Here is an 18,774-nt window from a genome sequence, read left to right on the forward strand (position 1 = left end):
TTTTATTACTTGTCTTAACGAATCCAACGCAGCGCACGCTCAAACAGGCGTACCGCCTTTCCGTGCAATGCGTCGCCAGTTTCTTTGGGAGCACGTCCTGCGCAGGCTCGCGCGTGAGTCCCCTCCAGCAAAATACCGAGCTTGTAGCAGGCCAGTACGCCATACCACTCAATGTGCGACAGATCCCGCTCGGAGCGAGCACGGTAGTGCTCCACCAGCTCTTGCGCAGAGGGGAAGCCCTTCCAGGGGGTAACGGTCGTTGCTTGCTGACCGCCCTCGTCGTCGGGCCAGGTTGCCAACAGCCAGCCGAGATCCAGCAGCGGGTCACCAATCGTGGCCAACTCCCAGTCAACAATCGCGGCCAACTCCGCACTGTCTTTGCGATACATCACATTGGCTAAATGGTAGTCGCCATGGAGAATACCGGGCGTGAATTCCGTCGGCCGATTCGCGTCCAGCCATTCGGCGACACGCGCCACACCCGGCAGGCTCTCGGCGCCGGGCCAACCCGCGCAATCGCTGTAACTTTCCAGTTGTCGCTGCCAGCGAGATACCTGACGCTCCAGATAATTATCAGGACGCCCAAAGCCCTCAAGCCCTACCGCGCGATAGTCCACTGCGCCCAGCGCGGCGATACCTTCGACCAGCGCCAAGCCCATACGGTGGCGAATTGCCTCCGACCCGGCGTGCAGCGGCGGCAAGCCGGTCACCGGATTAAAGCCATCGACGGGCTCCATCAGATAAAAGGCCGCTCCCAATACATCTTCGTCAGGGCAGCCGGCAATCAGGCGGGCATGAGGCACATTCGTGGTCGCCAGTGCCCCCAGTACTCGCGCTTCGCGGCGCATGGTTTCGTTCGACCCTGCACGCAAATGTGCGGGCGGGCGACGCAAGACAAAGCTGCGACCGTCACGCTCAAAGCGCAGAAGAATATTTTGAGTGCCTCCAGCCAGATCCTGCACATTTTCAAGGGGCCCCTGCCCCAATTGCTGCTCATCCATCCACGCCTGCAGACGCTTAAGATCCACCAGTTCAGCTGTTGTTACGGAGTTCAAAGCAAATGGCTCCTTCGCTGCGTCTTCGCTTTTTTAATTATTGGAAGACTGACTTGCATTAAAATTAATTCATTTGGATAATGCACATGAATTTACAAAAAATCAACGAATTTTAACCCCTATGGCAAGATTAGTTAGCAAGTCAGAAAGCGGCCCGATAGCCCAACTAAAGCAGACAGCGTGCAGATTGTTTGCAGAAAGAGGCGTGGACGGCGTCACTGTCCGCGAGATAGCAATGGCAGCCGGGCAAAAAAACCACAGCGCGGTGGGCTACCACTTCGGCTCAAAGGAAGGCCTGGTTAAAGCGCTTATCCTCGATGGCGCTGTTGCCATCGACAAACGCCGCAACGCCATGATTGATGACATCGAAGCGCGAGGCGGCCCGGAAAATATCCGGGAGGTTGTGCAGGCACTAATTTATCCATCCGTCAGCCTCGACAAAGACAGTCTCGCGACAGATCACTATGTCCGCTTCGTCACCATGCTCAGCATGACGCATCGCGAACTGTTTATGGACACACTGGAAAATCGCTGGAATTCCGGCTACCTGCGCTGCCTGGAACACCTGCGCAAACTCATGCCGGAGATGTCCCCCGCGTCAAAAAATCAGCGTTTTGTTTTCATGGGAGGCCTGCTTGGCAGCGTGCTGGCGATGCGCGAGCGGGCGCTGGCCGATACCGAACGCCCCCACCCGACCTGGCGGTCTGAGCACACCCTGCAACACCTGGCGTTGACCATGGCCGCCATGCTCGAAGCACCCGCAGATCCAAGCGATGCCGCTGACGGCATCGAAGACGATAAAAAACCTTTCAGCGCCCCAATGCTCGGCTTTGTCGAGTAGGGCTTAATCAGGATAACAAGATGAACAATCAGAAAACTCTCGCCGTTCTCGGCGGCACTGGCAATGAAGGCAAAGGACTGGCACTGCGCTGGGCTAACGCAGGCTACAAGGTCATTCTCGGCAGCCGATCCGCCGAAAAAGCAGCCGAAGTTGCCGAAGAAATGAACGCCATTCTTGGCAGCTCGAACGTCAGTGGCTGCGGTAATGTGCAGGCTGCGGAACAGGCAGACATTGCCGTGCTCACCGTCCCCTATTCCGCCCAACGCGCCGTCGTTGAAGAAGTACAACATGCTCTCAGCGGCAAGATCCTGGTGGATGTTACGGTTCCCCTAAAACCGCCGCGCGTCTTTCAGGTGCAACTGCCGGATAACGGCTCCGCGGTTCAGGCGGTGCAGACCTTCCTCGGCGATGGCGTGAAAGTGGTTTCGGCCTTTCAGAACATTTCTGCCCACCATTTAACCGATCTCGACTACCAGTTCGACTGTGAGGTACTGGTGTGCGGAGACGATGCAGAAGCCTGCGAAACGGTCATCCAAATGTCCGAAGCCATTGGCTTGCACGCATGGCATGCAGGGGTTCTGGCAAACTCGGTTGTGGCAGAGGCATTGACCTCGGTACTGATAGCAATCAACAAACGCTACAAGACCCCCAGCGCAGGTATTCGCATCACTGGCGTTAACGCCGCCTGACACCAAAAGCTGTCGCTCTTCTCTCTTACCGCTTGCTGAGTTCATCAGCAGGCGGTGCTTGCTATTTCTTTGTCAAAGCTCAAAACTCCATGGTAGTATAATTTTCATATTTGGGAGTTATAGCGACTTCCCGCTTAGGAAAAAACCATAAGGCTATGAGCACAAAACTATCTGAGCAGGCCGTAAAAAGGCGGCAAAATATCGCGCCCGCCGCAGATAAGCTGCGCTGTCAGATAACAATAGCCAAGCAAAAAAAAGATAATCACGCTGCAGGGAACAGCCTCTAATGCCAAAAAAAGCTCCACAACGCCCCGCCAATTACCAAAGCCCGGCCATTCGTGAGCGCCGACGCCGAATACTCAACGAAGCCCGCTTGATGATATCTGAGAAAGGTATCAATGATTTCAGCATGGATGAGCTTGGAGTGCGTGCAGGCGTCGCCAAGCGTACGCTCTACAATGCGTTCAACAGCAAAGAACTTATTATCTCTACTGCCATTCAGCAGTATTTCGATACCTTCATCGAGAAGATCCCCTACTCCACCCCGCCGGGAAGCTTACCGCGCATCGTTGAGCGCCTGGCCTGGATCGTGCGTCGAAACAAAGAGATCCCCAACTACATTAAGGCGCTGATGGCGATCTACTTCAGCCCCGATATCGAGGATGATATTTGGGAGTCCATCCACATGCTGGGTGTGCGCTTTAATATGGAGTGGATCAAAAAGCTGACCAGCAAGCGTCAGCTGCAACCCTGGATTGATCCGGAGCAGATGGCTCACGATATCATTCGCATCGAATACGGCGTTATCAGCGACTGGTGTCAGGGGCGAATTGACGACGACGACTTCCTTCCCCATATTCTTCTCTGCTACCTAAACTATGTGGTTGGCGCCACCAAAGGCAGAGCCCGCAAAGAAGTCGAAGATATGCTCAAGCTGCTGCAAACTGGCGAGCTGCTGGAAGCGTACAACAGCTAAGAACTACGAAGTTGTAAATAAGAAGTCGTAAAAAAGGGGCTTTCGCAGCCCCTTCCCCTGCACTATTTCACTTGCGCAGGCTGATAGGGAAAGCGCGCGATTCTGTGACCGAGAATTGAACTCACCCAGATTTCCTCGCCCACCTGAAGCGCCGTTGTGGCCAGTCCCAAATCATTTCCGGCATCGACACGCCACTTCTGAACAATCTTCATCGATGCGGGGTCAACCTCCACAACCGTCAACACCGAAGGACACTCACCCTTCCCCTTGACGCATTCCAGCAGGCCATTGGGCGTTGTGTGCTGACCGGTTGCCAGTACGGTGCCCGCGGATGTCCAGCGCAGGTTATCCGGCATAAAGCTCAGTGCCAGCGACTTATCCGGCCGCTTCTCTCCGGTGCTCGCGCAGGGCAGCGATTGTCTCACCAATTCACTGCCGGACCACGCCGCAACCACAGCGAAGCATCCGTCATCCGATACCACCAGCCCATTCGGTCCCGACATGGGTTTAACCGGCGCCGCCTGCCAGCCATCACGTGGAGACCAATGGAAAAGCCGACCGGTGTCTTCACCATCCACCCGGCGCTGCCAGGAATCTTTATCGGCCGGATCATAGGTCTGGGTGATATAGATATCGCCAGTGGGCAACAGACTCAAGCTGTTTGCCGATACCTCAGAGGGAATGGGGATACAGTCCTCCCAGGTCAGGCGAGGCTTGCCCGAACCCCCATCAACACGAAAACGCTCGATCGCCGCCCGCCCGCCGCGGTTGATCACCAGGAGTATATTGCGATCCCCATCGCGACCGACGGTGATACCCAGCGGCGAAAACGCCTTCTCCTCCAGCGCGGAACAATGACGACGGTCCGCAGCGGCAGCAATATCAAAGGAGAGTTTCTCCAGGTGCAGTGGCAATCTGCGCATGGCATAAATGCCGGGCTGCGCGGCCTTACCAATGGAAATACCACTGACAAGAACCCAGTCGCTACCGGGAATCGTGACCATATCCTCAGCCACGGGCGGTGCCGCCACATTATCCGGTTTTACCAGCGTTTCGGCATGCACACTTAACGCAGTACAAAGCAACGCTACAGCGGTCGCAATACGGTAAAAAAACAGGGACTTTGCAGGCATAAGCTTACCTCCAATCTTTGAATGTTGACTCCAGAACGTGAGTCAAAAAAAAGGCGCCGTAGCAAGCTAACGGCGCCAAGCACAAACCCAACGAGCGGGAAAACTTAGAAGGTGTAACGCATACCTACGGTGAAGGCACGGCCTATGTAGTCATATACACCAATCATGGTGGGGTAAGTCGCACCAGGAGTAGTACCGGGAACGATTGGCGGCTCGTTATCAAACAGGTTGTTAACCGTGCCAAACAGCTCCATTTCGCCACCCTGATTGCCAACCATCATGCGGTAACGGCCAGTGATATCGGTGTACCACTCAGGATCGACATCACCATCGATAAAGTTACTTGGCGAGCCAGGAATACCCACTTCCATTTTACCTACGTACTGCTCGGTAAGTGTCAGACCAAAGTTACCCAAATCGTAGCTAACATTGAGCGTGCCACTCCACTCTGGGCGCCCTTGGGTGTTACCCCCTGCAATAGTAGCTATACCGGCATACTCAAGTGTTGGGGCACCTGCGTATTGTTGCTCCTGATACTTCTCCAGATAGTTTGCATACAAACGCACGCTGAGATTACCCGGCCCAACCGGCGTTGCGTAACTCACGTCGATATCGATACCGCTGGTCTCCAGCGAGGCGATATTCGCTGATGCAACGCGAATTTCGGTTGGGAAGTCACCGGGAGAAGGACGTGTAATCAAGTCACACTCAGGCCCGCCGGTCTGGAAGCAGTTATTAATAATCTGCTGAGCACTCAGGGAACCGATCGCGTCCTGAATTTCGATACTGTAGTAATCGATAGACAGACTCAGACCGGGAACCGCTTGCGGCGTGTAGACGACACCAAAGGTATAGGTATCCGCTTCTTCCGGCTCGAGGTCACGGTTACCACCGTTCACCTGAGGAATATTCGCCTGGAGGCCGGTTAAGGGATCGAAGATCGTACTGATGGCTGACTGATCGCCTGCATAGAGGCTGAACAGCGACGGCGCACGAATATCGCGAGATACAGTGGCACGCAGCAGTACTTCGTCAATGGTGCGCCAGGTCATACCCAGCTTCCAGGTATCCACAGGACCACTGGTGCTGTAATCGGTGTGACGAACCGCCGCATTCAAGTCGAGCTGTTCAAAACCGGGACGACCAGCAATAACAGGCACGTTCACTTCCGCAAACGCTTCCCAAACATCGACGCTACCATCAGCGACGCCAATATTGGTCAACCAGTAGTGCAGCGCAGAAGAAGGAACGCCTCTCAGCCCCGCGAAATGCTCATCGCGCTCCGCCGCCTCATCCAACAGCGCCGGATCGGCGTTGCTGCGAAGCTCCAAGTCTTCGGTACGCCATTCCGCACCAAATGCCATATCCACAGGACCCGCAGGCAATGTAAACGCGCTACCAACCACTTCGAAGGCAATCGTATCCTGAGTCGTTTCGGCCACATAGCTGGAAGTGCCTGTCGCATAGGCATAGCCTTCTGGCGTAGCGATGCTCGGATCACCATTCATGATATTCATCGGCTTACAGTCGGCAAAACGCGCTGCAACGGCAGGGTCACTGCTAAGCGATGCACGACAGACGATATTGCCCGTACCATCATCAACCGCATCCAGCGCCGCGTAAGTGCGCTGCCAGTTATACAGGCCGGACTGATCCATGGTGTGCTCGGACTGACCGTGGCTGATATCCAGCCCCCAGCTCCAGCTCTCATTGATATCACCATCCAAACCGGCGGCGAACATCATGAACTCCGTCTCTTCCTCAGTAAACGGCTTTGGCCCCGTACCGAGGTAGTGCGCTAGCTTGAAGCTATCAGTCGGCGCCAACTCGGCCTGCAGCGCGGCGGGCAGATAAGCGTTATCACCATAAATCGTTGCAGACGTTGCCCCTACCAGCGAGTTCGCCAATGAGGTGTATTCAACTTCGCTGCTTGAGTACAGGCCCTGAACATAACCTCTCACACCATTAGAGAAGTCGTAAATTACCTTACCAAACAACTGCTCGGTAGTGAGCGGCGCAACGCCAGTTACATCAAAGGGAACGGTATAGCCATCACCGCCGGAAGCAAAAATAGGCGAGCCGGTTGGCGTACCGGGATCAAAAGGCACGATATTCCCACTCTGGTCAAAACGCTGACCATTGTAGGAGAAGCCGGCAGGACCACCACTAATCAAACCATAATCAGAGGCGACGGTCAGACGACCGTTTTTGAAGCGCTTATACGGATTCAGCGCGCCGCCAGGCACACAATCGGAGGCGTTGGCACTGACACAGTTAGGATTGCTGCCTGCAAAAATCCAACCCTCACGACTGGCATCACGATCACTGCGCATCATGCCATCGTTGTCATAGCGCTCAGCACTCAGCAGAACGTGTCCATTGCCTTCAGAGAATTCAAAGCCCGTCGCCACACCAATGCGGTTATGTTCGTTATCGCCCTGCTCGGAAAAGCCGCCTTGAACGTTGAGTTTGGTACCCACGAAACTGTCGTCAACGATAAAGTTAACAACACCCGATACCGCGTCAGAGCCGTAGGCCGCAGACGCACCACCCGTCACAACCTCAACTCGCTGCATCAGCAAATTGGGCATCACGTTCACGTCGACATCACCCAGGAAGGTGGTCTTCGGCATTCTCATGCCATCCATCAGGATCAGCGTTCGTTTTGAACCGATACCACGAAGGTTAAGCAAGTTGCCGTGAGACGCAGTATTGGAGAAGTTGTGTTGGCTCTGAGCGGGGCCACTCGACAACTGGAACTGCGGCAACTTGTTCAAGGCATCGGGAATATTCGTTGGCTGCATATTCATCAGGTCATCGGTAGATGCCACGGTGACCGGGGTAGGTGCAGTAAAGCCATCACGCTTGATGCGGCTGGCCGACACAACTACCTCTTCTACAGCCGAATCCTGTTCCACCACCGGATTCTCTTCTGTTTGAGCATTGACGGATGAAACACCCATCAGCGCATTGGCAATAGCCAATGACAACAGCGTGCGTTTTTTCATAGGGATCCTCTTACGCTTAATATTATCTGCTTTATTTCAGGACCGAGACAATGGACGCGCACACCGCGTCCATTGTAGCTAACCATCTCTTTCACTCCTGCGCCTCGAAATCACCCTGCCGCCAATTCCCAAGAGAACAACACTGTGTCACCCAAGGGCAGCGACCTTTTTCGGAGGCGCGCGGGCACAGACCCACGAAACGAATAGTGCAACGCGTTGCAAAAAAAAGCAACGAATTTTAACCTGCAAAGCAATATTAGAACCCAACTAAAAACGCCGCGAATGAATACTGCCCCCTCTCCAAATCGCGAACACACTATAAATACAAGGCCTTAAGGCACTCGCAGCCAGCAAGGGCGCAAGCCACCTGAAGGGCAACGTTTACGAAAAATTGTCGGTTTTCGAGCAGAATCTGAGGAAGAAACGTCAGAAAAGAGGGATAAATCAGCCCGCGTGAAGACAAGCCCGATAAACGGAGTGTCGCGCAATAGCCGTTAGGGAGGTGATTTTCGGATACACGTCGTTAATGAACACGAGCCGACAAGGAGAAAAAGGATAGGTATTACGAGGGGGAAGTAAATGGCGTCCCCTAGGGGACTCGAACCCCTGTTACTGCCGTGAAAGGGCAGTGTCCTAGGCCACTAGACGAAGGGGACGCCGCAAACCTTCCAGACCACGAGTCAATAACGTCTGAAAGTGGCGCGCATTTTATGGAGGCCTCCCGGCCACGTCAAGCAGCAATCGGCAAGAAAACTGAAATAATTGAATATTCCCGGCTCGCCTGCCGATTTTTCAGGCAATCTGCTCACATTTCCTTCAAGTTGTTGATTTATCGAGCTTCAAGGACAGGGAGTTAATACAGTACCGCAGCCCTGTGGGTGCAGGCCCATCCGGAAAAACGTGCCCGAGATGGGCGTCACAGCGAGCACAGGTGACTTCCTCTCGAATCATGCCGTGACTGGTATCCCGGTGAACATCCAGCACCTCGCCGGCTTTGGGCTGATAAAAACTGGGCCAGCCGGAGCCGGAGTCGTACTTGGTCTGCGAATCAAACAGCGGCTCACCACAGCATCGACAACGGTATACGCCATCGCTCTTTTCGTTGTAATACTCGCCAGTAAACGCGCGCTCTGTGCCTTTTTCACGACAGACGTGGTATTCCTCAGGACTTAAAAGTTCCTGCCACTCTGCCTCGGTTTTCACGACTTTTTCCATCAATATCACTCCACCTGTCGATTGGCTAAGGCGTATACTACGCTTAATAGCTAACACGGTCGCTGACTGCCTGACGCGCAGCGCTTCCGCGCCATTACTCCGATTTTAGAAGACTGACATGAGCAATTACTACAAATCCAGCAAGCTGCACGACGTGTGTTATGACATTCGCGGACCCGTGCTGCACCGCGCCAATGAGCTGGAAGAGGAAGGTTATCGCATCCTCAAGCTCAATATCGGCAATCCGGCCACGTTTGGCTTTAATGCGCCGGAGGAAATTATTCAGGATGTGATTCGCATGCTGCCTGAAAGTGAAGGCTACAGCGATTCCAAGGGCCTGTACTCAGCGCGCAAAGCGGTAATGCAGGAGTGCCAGAAGATCGGCATACCCGGCGTCGAGGTCAATGACATCTATCTGGGCAATGGCTGCAGTGAACTGATCACCATGGCCACGCAGGCACTGCTCAATATCGGTGACGAGGTACTAATCCCCTCCCCCGACTACCCGCTGTGGACGGCAGTCGTCTCGCTGAGCGGCGCCAAGCCTGTCCACTACCGCTGCGACGAAGAAAATGACTGGCAACCGTCCATCGAAGATATCCGCAGCAAGATTACCAGCCGCACCCGGGCGATTGTCATTATCAACCCCAATAACCCGACCGGCGCGGTCTACAGCCGCAGTATGCTCGAAGAACTCGTCAGCATTGCCGAAGAATTCGAACTGGTGGTGTTTGCCGACGAGATTTACAGCAAAATTCTGTACGACGATGCCGTGCACATTCCACTGGGCAGCATTAATCCCGACGTGCTGTGCCTGACGTTCAATGGCCTGTCCAAATCCTATCGTCTCGCGGGTTTCCGCAGCGGCTGGATGATTGTGTCTGGCCCCAAGGAACGTGCCAGGGACTACATAGAAGGCCTGGATATGCTGTCATCGATGCGACTCTGCGCCAACGTACCGGCCCAGCACGCCATTCAGACGGCACTGGGCGGCTACCAAAGCATTAACGAATTGATTCTGCCCGGCGGCCGCCTGTTGGAACAGCGGGATATTGCCTGGGAAATGCTCAATGATATTCCCGGTGTGAGCTGTACCAAACCGAGGGGCGCACTTTACATGTTCCCCCGCCTCGACCCCGAGGTCTATCCTGTGGCTAGCGACGAGCAACTGGTGCTGGACCTGCTCAACCAGGAAAAAATCCTGCTGGTGCAGGGCACGGGCTTCAACTGGCATGCACCGGACCACCTGCGTATTGTATTCCTGCCCAACAAGCTGGATCTGGCAGCCGCTATTGAGCGCTTTGGCCGCTTTCTGCGAGGCTACCGCAAAAAGCTCCACGCCGTCGGCTAGGCTGGCGCACGATATCGCAATACCTTGAGGGCGCCATCGGCGCCCTTTTCAGGAAAGTCCTCCCGGCCCGGCAAGCGCGCTTCAAACTGCGCCTCGGGCCAGAACGCCGCTACCTGTTCCCTAAGGAATGCTTCTCCCAGCCACGGCGCATTCAAACAAAACAGCACTGACGCCGCCGGTGCGCAGAGCTCCGGCATTCGGCGAATCAGCTTTTGGTAATCGCGCTCGGCGTCAAAACTGCCCTTCTGCCGCGACGGCGGATCGCAAATGATAATGTCATAGGGGCCGAGCTTTCGCAGCTTTCCCCAGGATTTAAGAATATCGTGACCGAGAAAACGTACCGACTCCAGCGGCTGCCCGTTAAGACGGTGATTCTCCCGCCCCCGTGCCAACGACGCTTTACTCATATCAATATTCACCACAGACTCGGCACCCGCAGCCAGCGCCGAGACTGAAAATGCACAGGTGTAGGAAAACAGATTCAACACCCGTCGCTCTCTGGCAACCCCCTGTAACCAGCGCCGAGTGGGCGCCATATCCATAAAGTAACCGATATTCTGTTGGCGCCCGGGGGCCAGCAAAAAAGACAAGCCCTGCTCCCGGGCGACAATTGGCGCCTCTGGCAAGCGGTCCCATAAACATTCCACCGGGGTGTCGGTCTGGTAGCGATGCTGCACCGTGGCGCACGCCAGCTCTCCACCGAAACAGCTTTTCAGGTGGTCGCAAAACGCTGACCAGAATGCCTCGGGCGGCTCCCTATACAGCACCAGCCACAGCAGCGGCGAAAACCAGTCGACAGTGAGCCATTCATAGCCGGGGTAGCACTGACCGCGACCATGAAACAGGCGAAGGGCATCCCCGCCGTCAACCATCTGCCCGGCCCAATGCTCAAATGCACTGAGCTGAAGAAATTCGTCGAGATTCAAGCTCGTCATCACCGCTCAACCCGCCGCGCTGACGCGGTACATAACCTGATCACGATAGCCGGTGAGCACGGGAATATAGCCCTCCCAGGCGCGATCCAGCTCTGGGTCGTTGCTGTCGACCAACAGCGGGCGTCCCTCCAGACTTTTCAGCTTGGTTTTGCTGGCCAGCACCAGAAAATGCTCACGGCCAATACGCCGTATCAGCGCTGGGGTCAGCTGCTGGTTCCCCCGCCCCAGAATATGCCCCTGCCCGCCGATAGCGGAAATCAGCACTTGCACCGGCCCGTTGTGGGTATCCAGCGCGGCAGCAATCTGTGCGGCATTCGCATCCGCCTGCAACAGCTCACCGGCCCTCACCAGATCAAAGCCAAGCAAGGTGAACGGCAGGCCCAAGGCATTCATGAATCCCGTCGTGGTACTGCCGGGACCGACGATATACAGGGTGTCGTCGTCGCAGGCCTCCATCAACTCATCAGCAATATCGGCAATAACCAGCTCTTCGACTTCACGGCCGCCCTGCTTGACCTGCTGTAGAAAGCCACCGAGCCTCGGCACCAACAGCTCACCAAAATGCTTGGAACGAACGCGTCCCTCACGGAAAGCGGCCTCATCAATATCGCGCACTTCCTGCAGGGTAATGTCCACCAGATCACCGGCGATGAGCGCCTTGAGAATCTCCGCCGCTGCGTCCGGGTTCACCGCATAAACCGCCGAGTGCATCTTTACGCCAGCGGGCACTCCCAGCACCGGGAAGTCCTCTCCAACGGCGCGATAAATATCCCTGGCTGTGCCATCGCCGCCAACAAACAGCAGCAGATCCACTCCCGACGCCCGCAGGGCCAATGCCGCCCGATGTGTATCGTCCGGCGTACTTAATGGGCTGACCGCAGCCCCCAACGATTCAAATGGCAGGCCATCGGGCACCGCCGCCCCCGCCATAGCCCCCTCAAAACCATAAACCGTCACCGGCAGCCCCACCAGCAGCGCGAGACAACGGCGTGCCCGAGGCAAGGCGCGGCTGTTTGCAATATCATCGGCGACCTGCAGACGAAGAGCCTCCGGCAACTCATCGCTGCCCTTCAAACCTTCCGGGCCGCCCAAGCCCGCATAAGGATTGACGATCAGCCCCAGCTTAAAATTCGACATGTTCAGTAAAAATCCTTTCGGTTTCCTGTGGGCATTACCTACAGACAGTCCGTGTTTCATTGTGGCGCAATAACACAGACGGATAATAATGACGCTTCACCAATACAGGGAATTCCACGCTTTGAGTACACGACAGCAACAACGCAGCGATGTCTCTCTCACTTCTTCTCACCAGCGCCATCGCGCCCAGCGACACTTTGAACAACGCTATGCTGCCAGCCTGATTGACGATAAGGGACGGGAAATCCCCATCGACAGCCATAGCGTTCAGCGCTGCCTGGAACAACTCGCGGGCAGCGACAGTGAGTTCATCTGCTACCTTGCAAGGCGGCAAGCAAGTTGAACCCCGCCGTATCGAGCTGTTCACCTACGTAACGGCAGTAAGCAAACTCCCGCCGTTCGGGATAGTGTTTACGCAAGCCATCAAACGCTGCAGCCGGATCGTCGGCAAGCAGTGACTCGCGAAATCTCCTATCGTCACCGCGGGGATCGTACACGGCCAGAGCCGCTTCTCGAAGCAGCTCAGCGCCGTACGACTCACTCAGCTCAACGACAGGCTCCGGCAGTCGGGTCGCCGCCAGTGCAGCGGGCGCCTTCAGTCCACGATGCTGACAGTGGGCCAGCAACTGCTCAGCGATAGCCCGGCTACCGGCAATTTTTCCATCCAGGCTGTAACCGGCAATATGCGGTGTGGCGATAAGACACCGCCCGGCAAGCTCGCGGCTTACACCCGGCTCCCCCTCCCATACATCCAGTGCCAACTCGATATCCGGCCTCAGCTCCCTAAGCTGCAATAACTCTTCGGTAGCCACGACCTCGCCACGCCCCGCACTGACAACCAGCGATGAGGATGGCAACCGCGACAGTTGTGCCGCATCCAGCATATGGAAGCTGGGATACTCGCCACCGCGTGTCAGCGGCGCATGGAGGCATAGCACGTCGCAAGCAAGCACGGCATCAAGACTGCTCAGACGGGCATCTTCTGTCGGGGCCAACAGCGGGTCATAGGCACAACAGGGAATATCCAGCCCGGCCAAACGATCTGCCAGTCGCCGGCCAACATTGCCGAATGCGACAATTCCCACCTGCCGCTCTCCGCTCAGCAACGACGCCCAGCGCTGGCGATCCAGACACAGTACGCTGACTACGTAGTCCACCACAGAATCTGCATTGCAGCCCGGTGCCGTGGCCCACTGTATTCCCTGCGCGTCCATAAACGCCGTATCTAAATGATCGCGACCAATGGTGCAGGAGCCGACAAATCGCACCGGACTGCCAGACAGTAAGGCAGCGTTGACCCGAGTGACCGAGCGCACAACCAGCGCATCGGCATCGCGCAGATCGGCAGCGGTCAGTGAGCGACCCGCAAAGCGACGCAGTTCACCAAAGGGCGCGAACAAGGTCTCGGCCTCGGGCACATTTTCATCAGCGTAGATAATCATGACTTCGCTCCTGTTGGCGCGACAAACGCACGGGGATAGCGTGACTGAAGTGTGTAGAGATAGTTTGCCGATAAGCCCAGCGCTTCGCCCTGCCCCATCCAGTCATCGACTGCGGGCTTGCGCAAGGCCGCCTGCTCAAAACCGGGCAACGCCAGATCATCCCGCAAGCGACAGAGCTGCCGGAAGAGAAACAGCTTTTCTCGGGCATTGGCAAACTTATCACGCAGGCCTTTGGCCCCCCTCACCGGTAAGGCCGCTAGGCCATCCAAGTCGCGGTAAATTGCGTCCAGCGAGGGGTAGTGTTCAAAAATCACTTTCGCGGTCTTCTCGCCGACGCCCTTCAGCCCCGGAATATCATCTACCGTATCCCCTGCCACCGCGAGAAAATCCGCTACACGCTCGCAAGCCACACCCCGCTCACGTCGCCAGTCCTCAGCGGAACGCGGCGCACTGCCAAAGTGCCACAGACGATCGGCGTCAGCACACAAGAGTTGCGCTAGATCTTTGTCGCGACTGACGATAGTCACCGCAAGGCGCTGTTCTCGCGCCTGTCGGGCAGCACTGGCGAGAATATCATCCGCCTCGAACTCGGCCTCCGCATGGCAGTACAGGCCCAAGGCCTCGCTCAAGCGCCGACAGGCGCGAAGCTGGTAGGCCAGTGCCTCGTCAGGCAGCACACGGCGAGACTTGTACGCGGGATACAGACGCTCGCGATAGCCGCGTCCCAGGCTTTCATCAAAGGCGACCAGGACATGAGCAGGACGCTCGCTGTGCAGAAACTTGAGCAAGGTTTCCAGATAGCCTTCCAGTGCGTTCAGCGGAAAGCCCTGTTCACTCACGTGGCGCGCCTGCCGGGCAAAATAGGCCTGAAAGATGTACACCGACGCATCGATGCCATAGAAACGCGACATCAGGAACGCAAATCCGTCAGCAGCAAACGGCTGGCATCGATCGCCAGCGGCTGACAAAACGCCACAGCCAACGCCCGCCGAAAACGCTCCGCCCGCGGGGGCAGCCCTTCGGACGCGTAGCGATGCGCCCGCTGCCATACGGCCAGGGCAAAGGGAAAATCATCAATATCTCCGCCAGAGAGATTGTCGATACTAACGCGAAACGGCAAACCCGCCGCCATGGCAAAGAACCACTCCAGCGCCTGAGGGCAACTCTCCACCCGTTCAAATTCGCGCTGCTGTACCTCGTTGCGACCGTCTGGCTCATACCAATAGCCGTAGTCATCCAACTGCCGCCGTGCATCACCGGCAATGCACCAATGCGCCGCTTCGTGCAAGGCGCTGCGGGCAAAGTCTTCGCGGTACCAGACCGTGTGAAGCTCACCCAGGCTCCCTGCCGGTACATAAAGGGGCTCCTCTGCACCACCGCAGAGCTGTGTTCGGTAGTCTCCGGCAAAACAGCGATCGAACACAGCCGCAATCTGACGATCCAGCGGCGCCCCGTCAATCACCCATTGTTCGGCCAGCTCAATCATTAAAGAGCAGCCCCCGCTCCGGACAACCAGACTCGACATGCTGGCAAGGCTGCTGCCGGAGAAAATCCAGATAACTCGGCGAAAGATACGCCTCCCCCGCCAATAAGTGCTCCAGATAGCGGCTTTGTGGCAACAAGCCCTCGCAAACAAAAGCTGGGTTAGCGAGATATACCCAGGCCGAACGATGTCCGAAATCGCCGGACACTTGCAGGCATTCTCGACTGTAACGTACGGGGGTGCCCTCAAAATGATCCATCTTGTCGATATCCTGCCCGCTGGTCAGTGCATAGAGCACGCCTTCAACGCAGCTATTACTGGTCGGCACGATATTGGCATAAGCCACCCCGGGCTGGTTGTGTGCAGCCTTGTTAAAACGCAGGCCGTAACCGGGTAAACGCGCGGCCCAAAGATCAATAAACGACAAGCCCCTGGCGCGCATCCGCGCCGGGTTCATATTGGAGCCATAGGCGAAATAGTAGTTGCAGATCACAAGACAAAACCGTTTTTGTGCTTGGCAAATGAATAATGACCGGGTAATTTTACCAGAAAGGGGATGCATCGTACGCGCTGCGGCAACCCGCCCAACGACGTATTCTCCCCCGCAACGAGAGGAAGCGTCATGGCGACACGTCAGTCCGGCAGCACCCACTCCGCGAAGATCCTCCCATTCACCCCCACCAGCTCACGCATACGCTGTATTTCTCCCGCCTATGAAGGCCACTGCCTGCTATACAGTCACCATGCCCTATCACGGGACAAACTCTACGCCATTCGTATACTCTGCTGGGCCCGGCTGGCCGATGGCCGCGACGTGGCCGTGGTGCCCTGGCTGAACGATATCAGTCACTGCCGGGATTTGAATGACGCGGAAACCGGCCTTGCCGTGGGCTATTACGATCCGGCCTGCGATGACCGCTTCGACACACTTCCCAGCCAGCACCGCGCTGCGCTGGACGCCCTGTCCGAACAAGTTGCAACGGATAAGGCCCACGGTGTTCTTCAGGAAATTCCCGACCTGATCGGCAGCCATGCCGCCATGGTCAAGGACAGCGACGAGCTGGTACTGGAGCCGGTTGTGAGTTGGCAGTTGCGGGGTGATGGCCGCATGCAGGCGATGCTTGCTGACCCGGAGCGAATTACCCAGCAGCCGGTGCTGCCCGGCGACCCCTGCCTGTACGCGGCGGATCACGAGTCGGGGCTGCGTTACTACTTTCAGTACCACATCGCCAATCAAATCAAGAATGGCGGCGCCATGAGCACCCGCATTTTGGGACAGTTAATCCGGCGCTGACGATCTAGTGCTGGAATTCGCGACTCAGGCCTTACGTACCCAGTAACGGTACTCGCTGTCACTGTGCTGCTGGTCCAGCAGCTCATGGCCGAGAAAGTTGCAGAATTTGGGAATGTCGCGGGTCGTAGCCGGGTCAGTCGCCAGAATTTCCAGCACCTCGCCCGACGGCATATCGCGAATTTTGTTGTGTAACAGCATCACCGGCTCCGGGCAGGTCAGCCCGCTGGTGTCGAGATGGTGGTCGGCGTTCTCAGTCATGATCGTTACTGCGGTGAGTGGGCCGTCTATTGTGCGGCCGGTGGTGCAAAAATCAAGCTTGCTCACCGCGCACGGGGCAACACCGACCAGCTTTCGGTTTCCGGGCAAAAGGCAATAAAGGCGCGTTCGCTCTTCAGTGCCTCACGCAATTGCGCAATCTTCTCCGCCTCACTCAGCTCCTGCTCGCCGTAGTCGGTACCATCGCGACTGACCATTTCCTGCAGCATGCCTTCAAAGGCGTCTTCACTCAGTTTTTGCCAGGGAATTTCCAAATACTCGGACATCATTTCTCTCATCTAAAAAGCGGTCGTTACTGCTGTTGCTGCGCCTGTTGCAACGCCTGCACGCTGTCGATTTTATCTTGCAACGACTGCGGCCGATCCACACGGCTGCCGATCTTGAGCTGGGTGTGGATTCGCGCAGCGCCCATCTCGTGAATACGCTGGTGACAGTGTTTGATCGCCGCCATCACGACTTCCCACTCCCCTTCGATATTGGTGCCAAAAGCATGCAACTGACAAGACAAGCCAGCCTCATCAAGGATCTTCTGACACTCGGCAATATAGGGTGATAGTGACTCACCGGCATTGATGGGGATAACACAAAATTCGACCTGTACCTGCATCGTCTCACCTATCGCGCTTTGCACTCGTGATTTGTTAACTCAGATATCGTATCGTTAGGCTCCGCGACTGTCTCTAGCCAAACGGAATTTCACCTTGAATACATCACTGGTTTTCACCTTTATCAGCAAGGACCGCCCCGGTCTTGTAGAAACCCTTTCCGCGGCCATTGCCGATGCCAACGGCAGCTGGCAGGAAAGCCGTATGACCCGGCTGGCAGGTCAATTTGCCGGTATCGGCCGGGTGAATATCGCCAAGGACAAACGCGACGTGCTGGTCAGCGCGCTGCAAGCGCTGTCCGCTGACGGAATCACAGTGAGTATCGACAACAGCGACAGCGATAGCGGAGAAGCCGCCGAGCAGCTCTGCCATCTGCAGATTGTTGGCAACGACCGCCCGGGCATTGTTCGGGAAGTCAGCCGCGCGCTGAAAGAGCGCCAGCTCAATGTGACCGAGCTGAGCTCAAACATCACCAGTGCGCCCATGACCGGCGAGCCGCTGTTCGAGGCCAGCGTTACCGCCGCTCTGCCGCCGGGTTGTGATCTGGATGAACTGGAAGACGCGATGGAAGATATCGCGGAATTGCTGAGTGTGGATATTGATATTGAACGGGGCTAACCGCGCCCGCCGAGACTTTTAAACAGCCACACCGTCGCCGCCGCCAGCGCGGCGATCACCGTCACCCCCAGCACACATAGCAGCAGATAGCTGAGAATATCCCGCCAGGGTACGTCAAAACTCCACACGGCCGACGACACCAGCATCAATGTCGCCAGTACCGCCAATACGGGTGTGCGATAGCGTTTGAAGGTGTGCAACCACTGCATCAGCTCATCCTTCTCCTGTTTTTCGGGGTGTTTTCGCGTGTCGGCCAGGGGGCGACGGAATCAGGCGAAACTGTCTTCTTTCAGCCACTCGCAGCGCAGGCGGCCCGAGTCATCGCCGGGGGCATGATAGTCGCCTTCGGCCTGCCACACAAAGGTATGTGTGCCGTTATAGGCGGTTTGTAAATGTACGGTCGCCGTCACCCAGTACATTTTGGAGAGCATCCGTTCGAACTGACGCAGCCAGGCATCCCATTCGTGCTCCACCGCCTTGTAGGAACTGCCGAAGTGAATCACATCGGTCTGACAATCACCAAAATCAATGGCGCGCTGAGGCACCGAAAACATCTCCCGGCACAGCAGCGGCCACTCTTCTGCCGACGGCAGGGTATCGGTGATCTGCTGATTCACCTCTCGCCGCTCCTGTACATCAACACCGTCACGCACAAACAACATATCGGTGATACAACCGTACACGACTGACTCTTGAGACATGGCTAGCTTCCGTTG

General features: G+C 56.4%; 22 protein-coding genes and 1 tRNA gene. 7 read left to right on the forward strand and 16 right to left on the reverse strand.

The features are described 5' to 3' along the window. Nucleotides 1–14 precede the first annotated feature (14 nt). Nucleotides 15–1,055: a phosphotransferase family protein gene (locus G411_RS0101215; protein WP_022957343.1), complete on the reverse strand. Its 1,041-nt coding sequence runs from the start codon at nucleotides 1,053–1,055 to the stop codon at nucleotides 15–17. A gap of 121 nt (nucleotides 1,056–1,176) precedes the next feature. Here G411_RS0101215 and G411_RS18875 point away from each other — a divergent pair, with 121 nt between their 5' ends. From G411_RS18875 to G411_RS0101235, 3 genes are all read left to right on the forward strand, one after another. Beyond that, on the forward strand, nucleotides 1,177–1,896 hold the full coding sequence (locus G411_RS18875; protein ID WP_022957344.1) for a TetR/AcrR family transcriptional regulator: 720 nt from the start codon (nucleotides 1,177–1,179) through the stop codon (nucleotides 1,894–1,896). Nucleotides 1,897–1,916: 20 nt separating this feature from the next. Continuing rightward, entirely contained in the window at nucleotides 1,917–2,585 is a 669-nt protein-coding gene (npdG, locus tag G411_RS0101225) for an NADPH-dependent F420 reductase (RefSeq protein ID WP_022957345.1), read from the forward strand. A gap of 286 nt (nucleotides 2,586–2,871) precedes the next feature. Then, nucleotides 2,872–3,561, forward strand: coding sequence for a TetR/AcrR family transcriptional regulator (locus G411_RS0101235; protein WP_022957347.1), 690 nt, complete (start codon nucleotides 2,872–2,874; stop codon nucleotides 3,559–3,561). Between the two features lie 62 nt (nucleotides 3,562–3,623). Here G411_RS0101235 and G411_RS0101240 read toward each other — a convergent pair whose 3' ends face one another. From G411_RS0101240 to msrB, 4 genes are all read right to left on the reverse strand, one after another. Continuing rightward, complete coding sequence (locus G411_RS0101240; protein ID WP_022957348.1) at nucleotides 3,624–4,694, reverse strand: SMP-30/gluconolactonase/LRE family protein; 1,071 nt, start codon at nucleotides 4,692–4,694, stop codon at nucleotides 3,624–3,626. 104 nt (nucleotides 4,695–4,798) lie between these two features. Continuing rightward, nucleotides 4,799–7,702 (reverse strand): TonB-dependent receptor plug domain-containing protein, encoded by a 2,904-nt coding sequence (locus G411_RS0101245; RefSeq protein WP_022957349.1) that lies wholly within the window; start codon nucleotides 7,700–7,702, stop codon nucleotides 4,799–4,801. Between the two features lie 580 nt (nucleotides 7,703–8,282). Further along, nucleotides 8,283–8,358: transfer RNA gene (locus tag G411_RS0101250), tRNA-Glu, on the reverse strand. A 160-nt stretch (nucleotides 8,359–8,518) separates the two neighbouring features. Continuing rightward, on the reverse strand, nucleotides 8,519–8,917 hold the full coding sequence (msrB, locus tag G411_RS0101255; RefSeq protein ID WP_028968034.1) for a peptide-methionine (R)-S-oxide reductase MsrB: 399 nt from the start codon (nucleotides 8,915–8,917) through the stop codon (nucleotides 8,519–8,521). A 118-nt stretch (nucleotides 8,918–9,035) separates the two neighbouring features. Here msrB and G411_RS0101260 point away from each other — a divergent pair, with 118 nt between their 5' ends. Then, a complete protein-coding gene (locus G411_RS0101260; protein ID WP_022957351.1) occupies nucleotides 9,036–10,268 on the forward strand; it encodes a pyridoxal phosphate-dependent aminotransferase in 1,233 nt (410 codons plus the stop codon). On the opposite strand, the gene G411_RS0101265 is transcribed toward G411_RS0101260, so the two are convergent. Together G411_RS0101265 and G411_RS0101270 are read right to left on the reverse strand one after the other, a co-directional pair. Further along, complete coding sequence (locus G411_RS0101265; RefSeq protein WP_022957352.1) at nucleotides 10,265–11,203, reverse strand: class I SAM-dependent methyltransferase; 939 nt, start codon at nucleotides 11,201–11,203, stop codon at nucleotides 10,265–10,267. The genes G411_RS0101260 and G411_RS0101265 overlap by 4 nt on opposite strands. A 6-nt stretch (nucleotides 11,204–11,209) precedes the next feature. Continuing rightward, nucleotides 11,210–12,340, reverse strand: coding sequence for an ATP-NAD kinase family protein (locus G411_RS0101270; RefSeq protein WP_022957353.1), 1,131 nt, complete (start codon nucleotides 12,338–12,340; stop codon nucleotides 11,210–11,212). Nucleotides 12,341–12,461: 121 nt separating this feature from the next. On the opposite strand from G411_RS0101270, the gene G411_RS22015 reads away from it, so the two are divergent. Then, nucleotides 12,462–12,683 carry a hypothetical protein gene (locus tag G411_RS22015; RefSeq protein WP_157581084.1) on the forward strand — a complete coding sequence of 74 codons (222 nt, stop codon included), beginning with the start codon at nucleotides 12,462–12,464 and terminating at the stop codon, nucleotides 12,681–12,683. On the opposite strand, the gene G411_RS18880 is transcribed toward G411_RS22015, so the two are convergent. Genes G411_RS18880 through G411_RS18890 form a run of 4 tightly spaced genes read right to left on the reverse strand, consistent with a single transcriptional unit; the run spans nucleotide 12,649 to nucleotide 15,758 of the window. Next, nucleotides 12,649–13,782 (reverse strand): 4-phosphoerythronate dehydrogenase, encoded by a 1,134-nt coding sequence (locus tag G411_RS18880; RefSeq protein ID WP_022957355.1) that lies wholly within the window; start codon nucleotides 13,780–13,782, stop codon nucleotides 12,649–12,651. The genes G411_RS22015 and G411_RS18880 overlap by 35 nt on opposite strands. Beyond that, the gene (locus G411_RS18885) at nucleotides 13,779–14,693 is read right to left on the reverse strand and encodes a 5'-3' exonuclease (protein ID WP_022957356.1); all 915 of its coding nucleotides are present in this window, start codon (nucleotides 14,691–14,693) and stop codon (nucleotides 13,779–13,781) included. Before G411_RS18885 ends, G411_RS18880 begins: the two co-directional genes overlap by 4 nt. Then, the gene (locus G411_RS0101290; RefSeq protein ID WP_022957357.1) at nucleotides 14,693–15,268 is read right to left on the reverse strand and encodes an elongation factor P hydroxylase; all 576 of its coding nucleotides are present in this window, start codon (nucleotides 15,266–15,268) and stop codon (nucleotides 14,693–14,695) included. Before G411_RS0101290 ends, G411_RS18885 begins: the two co-directional genes overlap by 1 nt. Then, nucleotides 15,261–15,758: a gamma-glutamylcyclotransferase family protein gene (locus G411_RS18890; protein WP_022957358.1), complete on the reverse strand. Its 498-nt coding sequence runs from the start codon at nucleotides 15,756–15,758 to the stop codon at nucleotides 15,261–15,263. The genes G411_RS0101290 and G411_RS18890 overlap by 8 nt, the downstream gene beginning before the upstream one ends. 129 nt (nucleotides 15,759–15,887) lie before the next feature. On the opposite strand from G411_RS18890, the gene G411_RS18895 reads away from it, so the two are divergent. Next, nucleotides 15,888–16,559, forward strand: coding sequence for a hypothetical protein (locus G411_RS18895; RefSeq protein WP_022957359.1), 672 nt, complete (start codon nucleotides 15,888–15,890; stop codon nucleotides 16,557–16,559). A gap of 24 nt (nucleotides 16,560–16,583) precedes the next feature. Here G411_RS18895 and tusA read toward each other — a convergent pair whose 3' ends face one another. The 3 genes from tusA to G411_RS0101315 form a co-directional block, all read right to left on the reverse strand. Beyond that, on the reverse strand, nucleotides 16,584–16,817 hold the full coding sequence (gene tusA / locus G411_RS0101305) for a sulfurtransferase TusA (protein WP_028968037.1): 234 nt from the start codon (nucleotides 16,815–16,817) through the stop codon (nucleotides 16,584–16,586). Between the two features lie 62 nt (nucleotides 16,818–16,879). Continuing rightward, nucleotides 16,880–17,104 carry a YheU family protein gene (locus G411_RS0101310; protein ID WP_157581086.1) on the reverse strand — a complete coding sequence of 75 codons (225 nt, stop codon included), beginning with the start codon at nucleotides 17,102–17,104 and terminating at the stop codon, nucleotides 16,880–16,882. Nucleotides 17,105–17,127: 23 nt separating this feature from the next. Then, nucleotides 17,128–17,442: an MTH1187 family thiamine-binding protein gene (locus G411_RS0101315; protein ID WP_022957362.1), complete on the reverse strand. Its 315-nt coding sequence runs from the start codon at nucleotides 17,440–17,442 to the stop codon at nucleotides 17,128–17,130. Nucleotides 17,443–17,536: 94 nt separating this feature from the next. Here G411_RS0101315 and G411_RS0101320 point away from each other — a divergent pair, with 94 nt between their 5' ends. Further along, nucleotides 17,537–18,058 (forward strand): glycine cleavage system transcriptional repressor, encoded by a 522-nt coding sequence (locus G411_RS0101320; protein ID WP_022957363.1) that lies wholly within the window; start codon nucleotides 17,537–17,539, stop codon nucleotides 18,056–18,058. On the opposite strand, the gene G411_RS18900 is transcribed toward G411_RS0101320, so the two are convergent. Both G411_RS18900 and G411_RS0101330 read right to left on the reverse strand, forming a co-directional pair. Continuing rightward, the gene (locus tag G411_RS18900) at nucleotides 18,055–18,267 is read right to left on the reverse strand and encodes a hypothetical protein (RefSeq protein ID WP_022957364.1); all 213 of its coding nucleotides are present in this window, start codon (nucleotides 18,265–18,267) and stop codon (nucleotides 18,055–18,057) included. The genes G411_RS0101320 and G411_RS18900 overlap by 4 nt on opposite strands. 60 nt (nucleotides 18,268–18,327) lie before the next feature. Then, nucleotides 18,328–18,759, reverse strand: coding sequence for a hypothetical protein (locus G411_RS0101330; protein WP_022957365.1), 432 nt, complete (start codon nucleotides 18,757–18,759; stop codon nucleotides 18,328–18,330). Between the last annotated feature and the right edge of the window lie 15 nt (nucleotides 18,760–18,774).

It is taken from the genome of Spongiibacter tropicus DSM 19543 (assembly GCF_000420325.1).
Classification (GTDB): Bacteria; Pseudomonadota; Gammaproteobacteria; order Pseudomonadales; family Spongiibacteraceae; genus Spongiibacter; species Spongiibacter tropicus.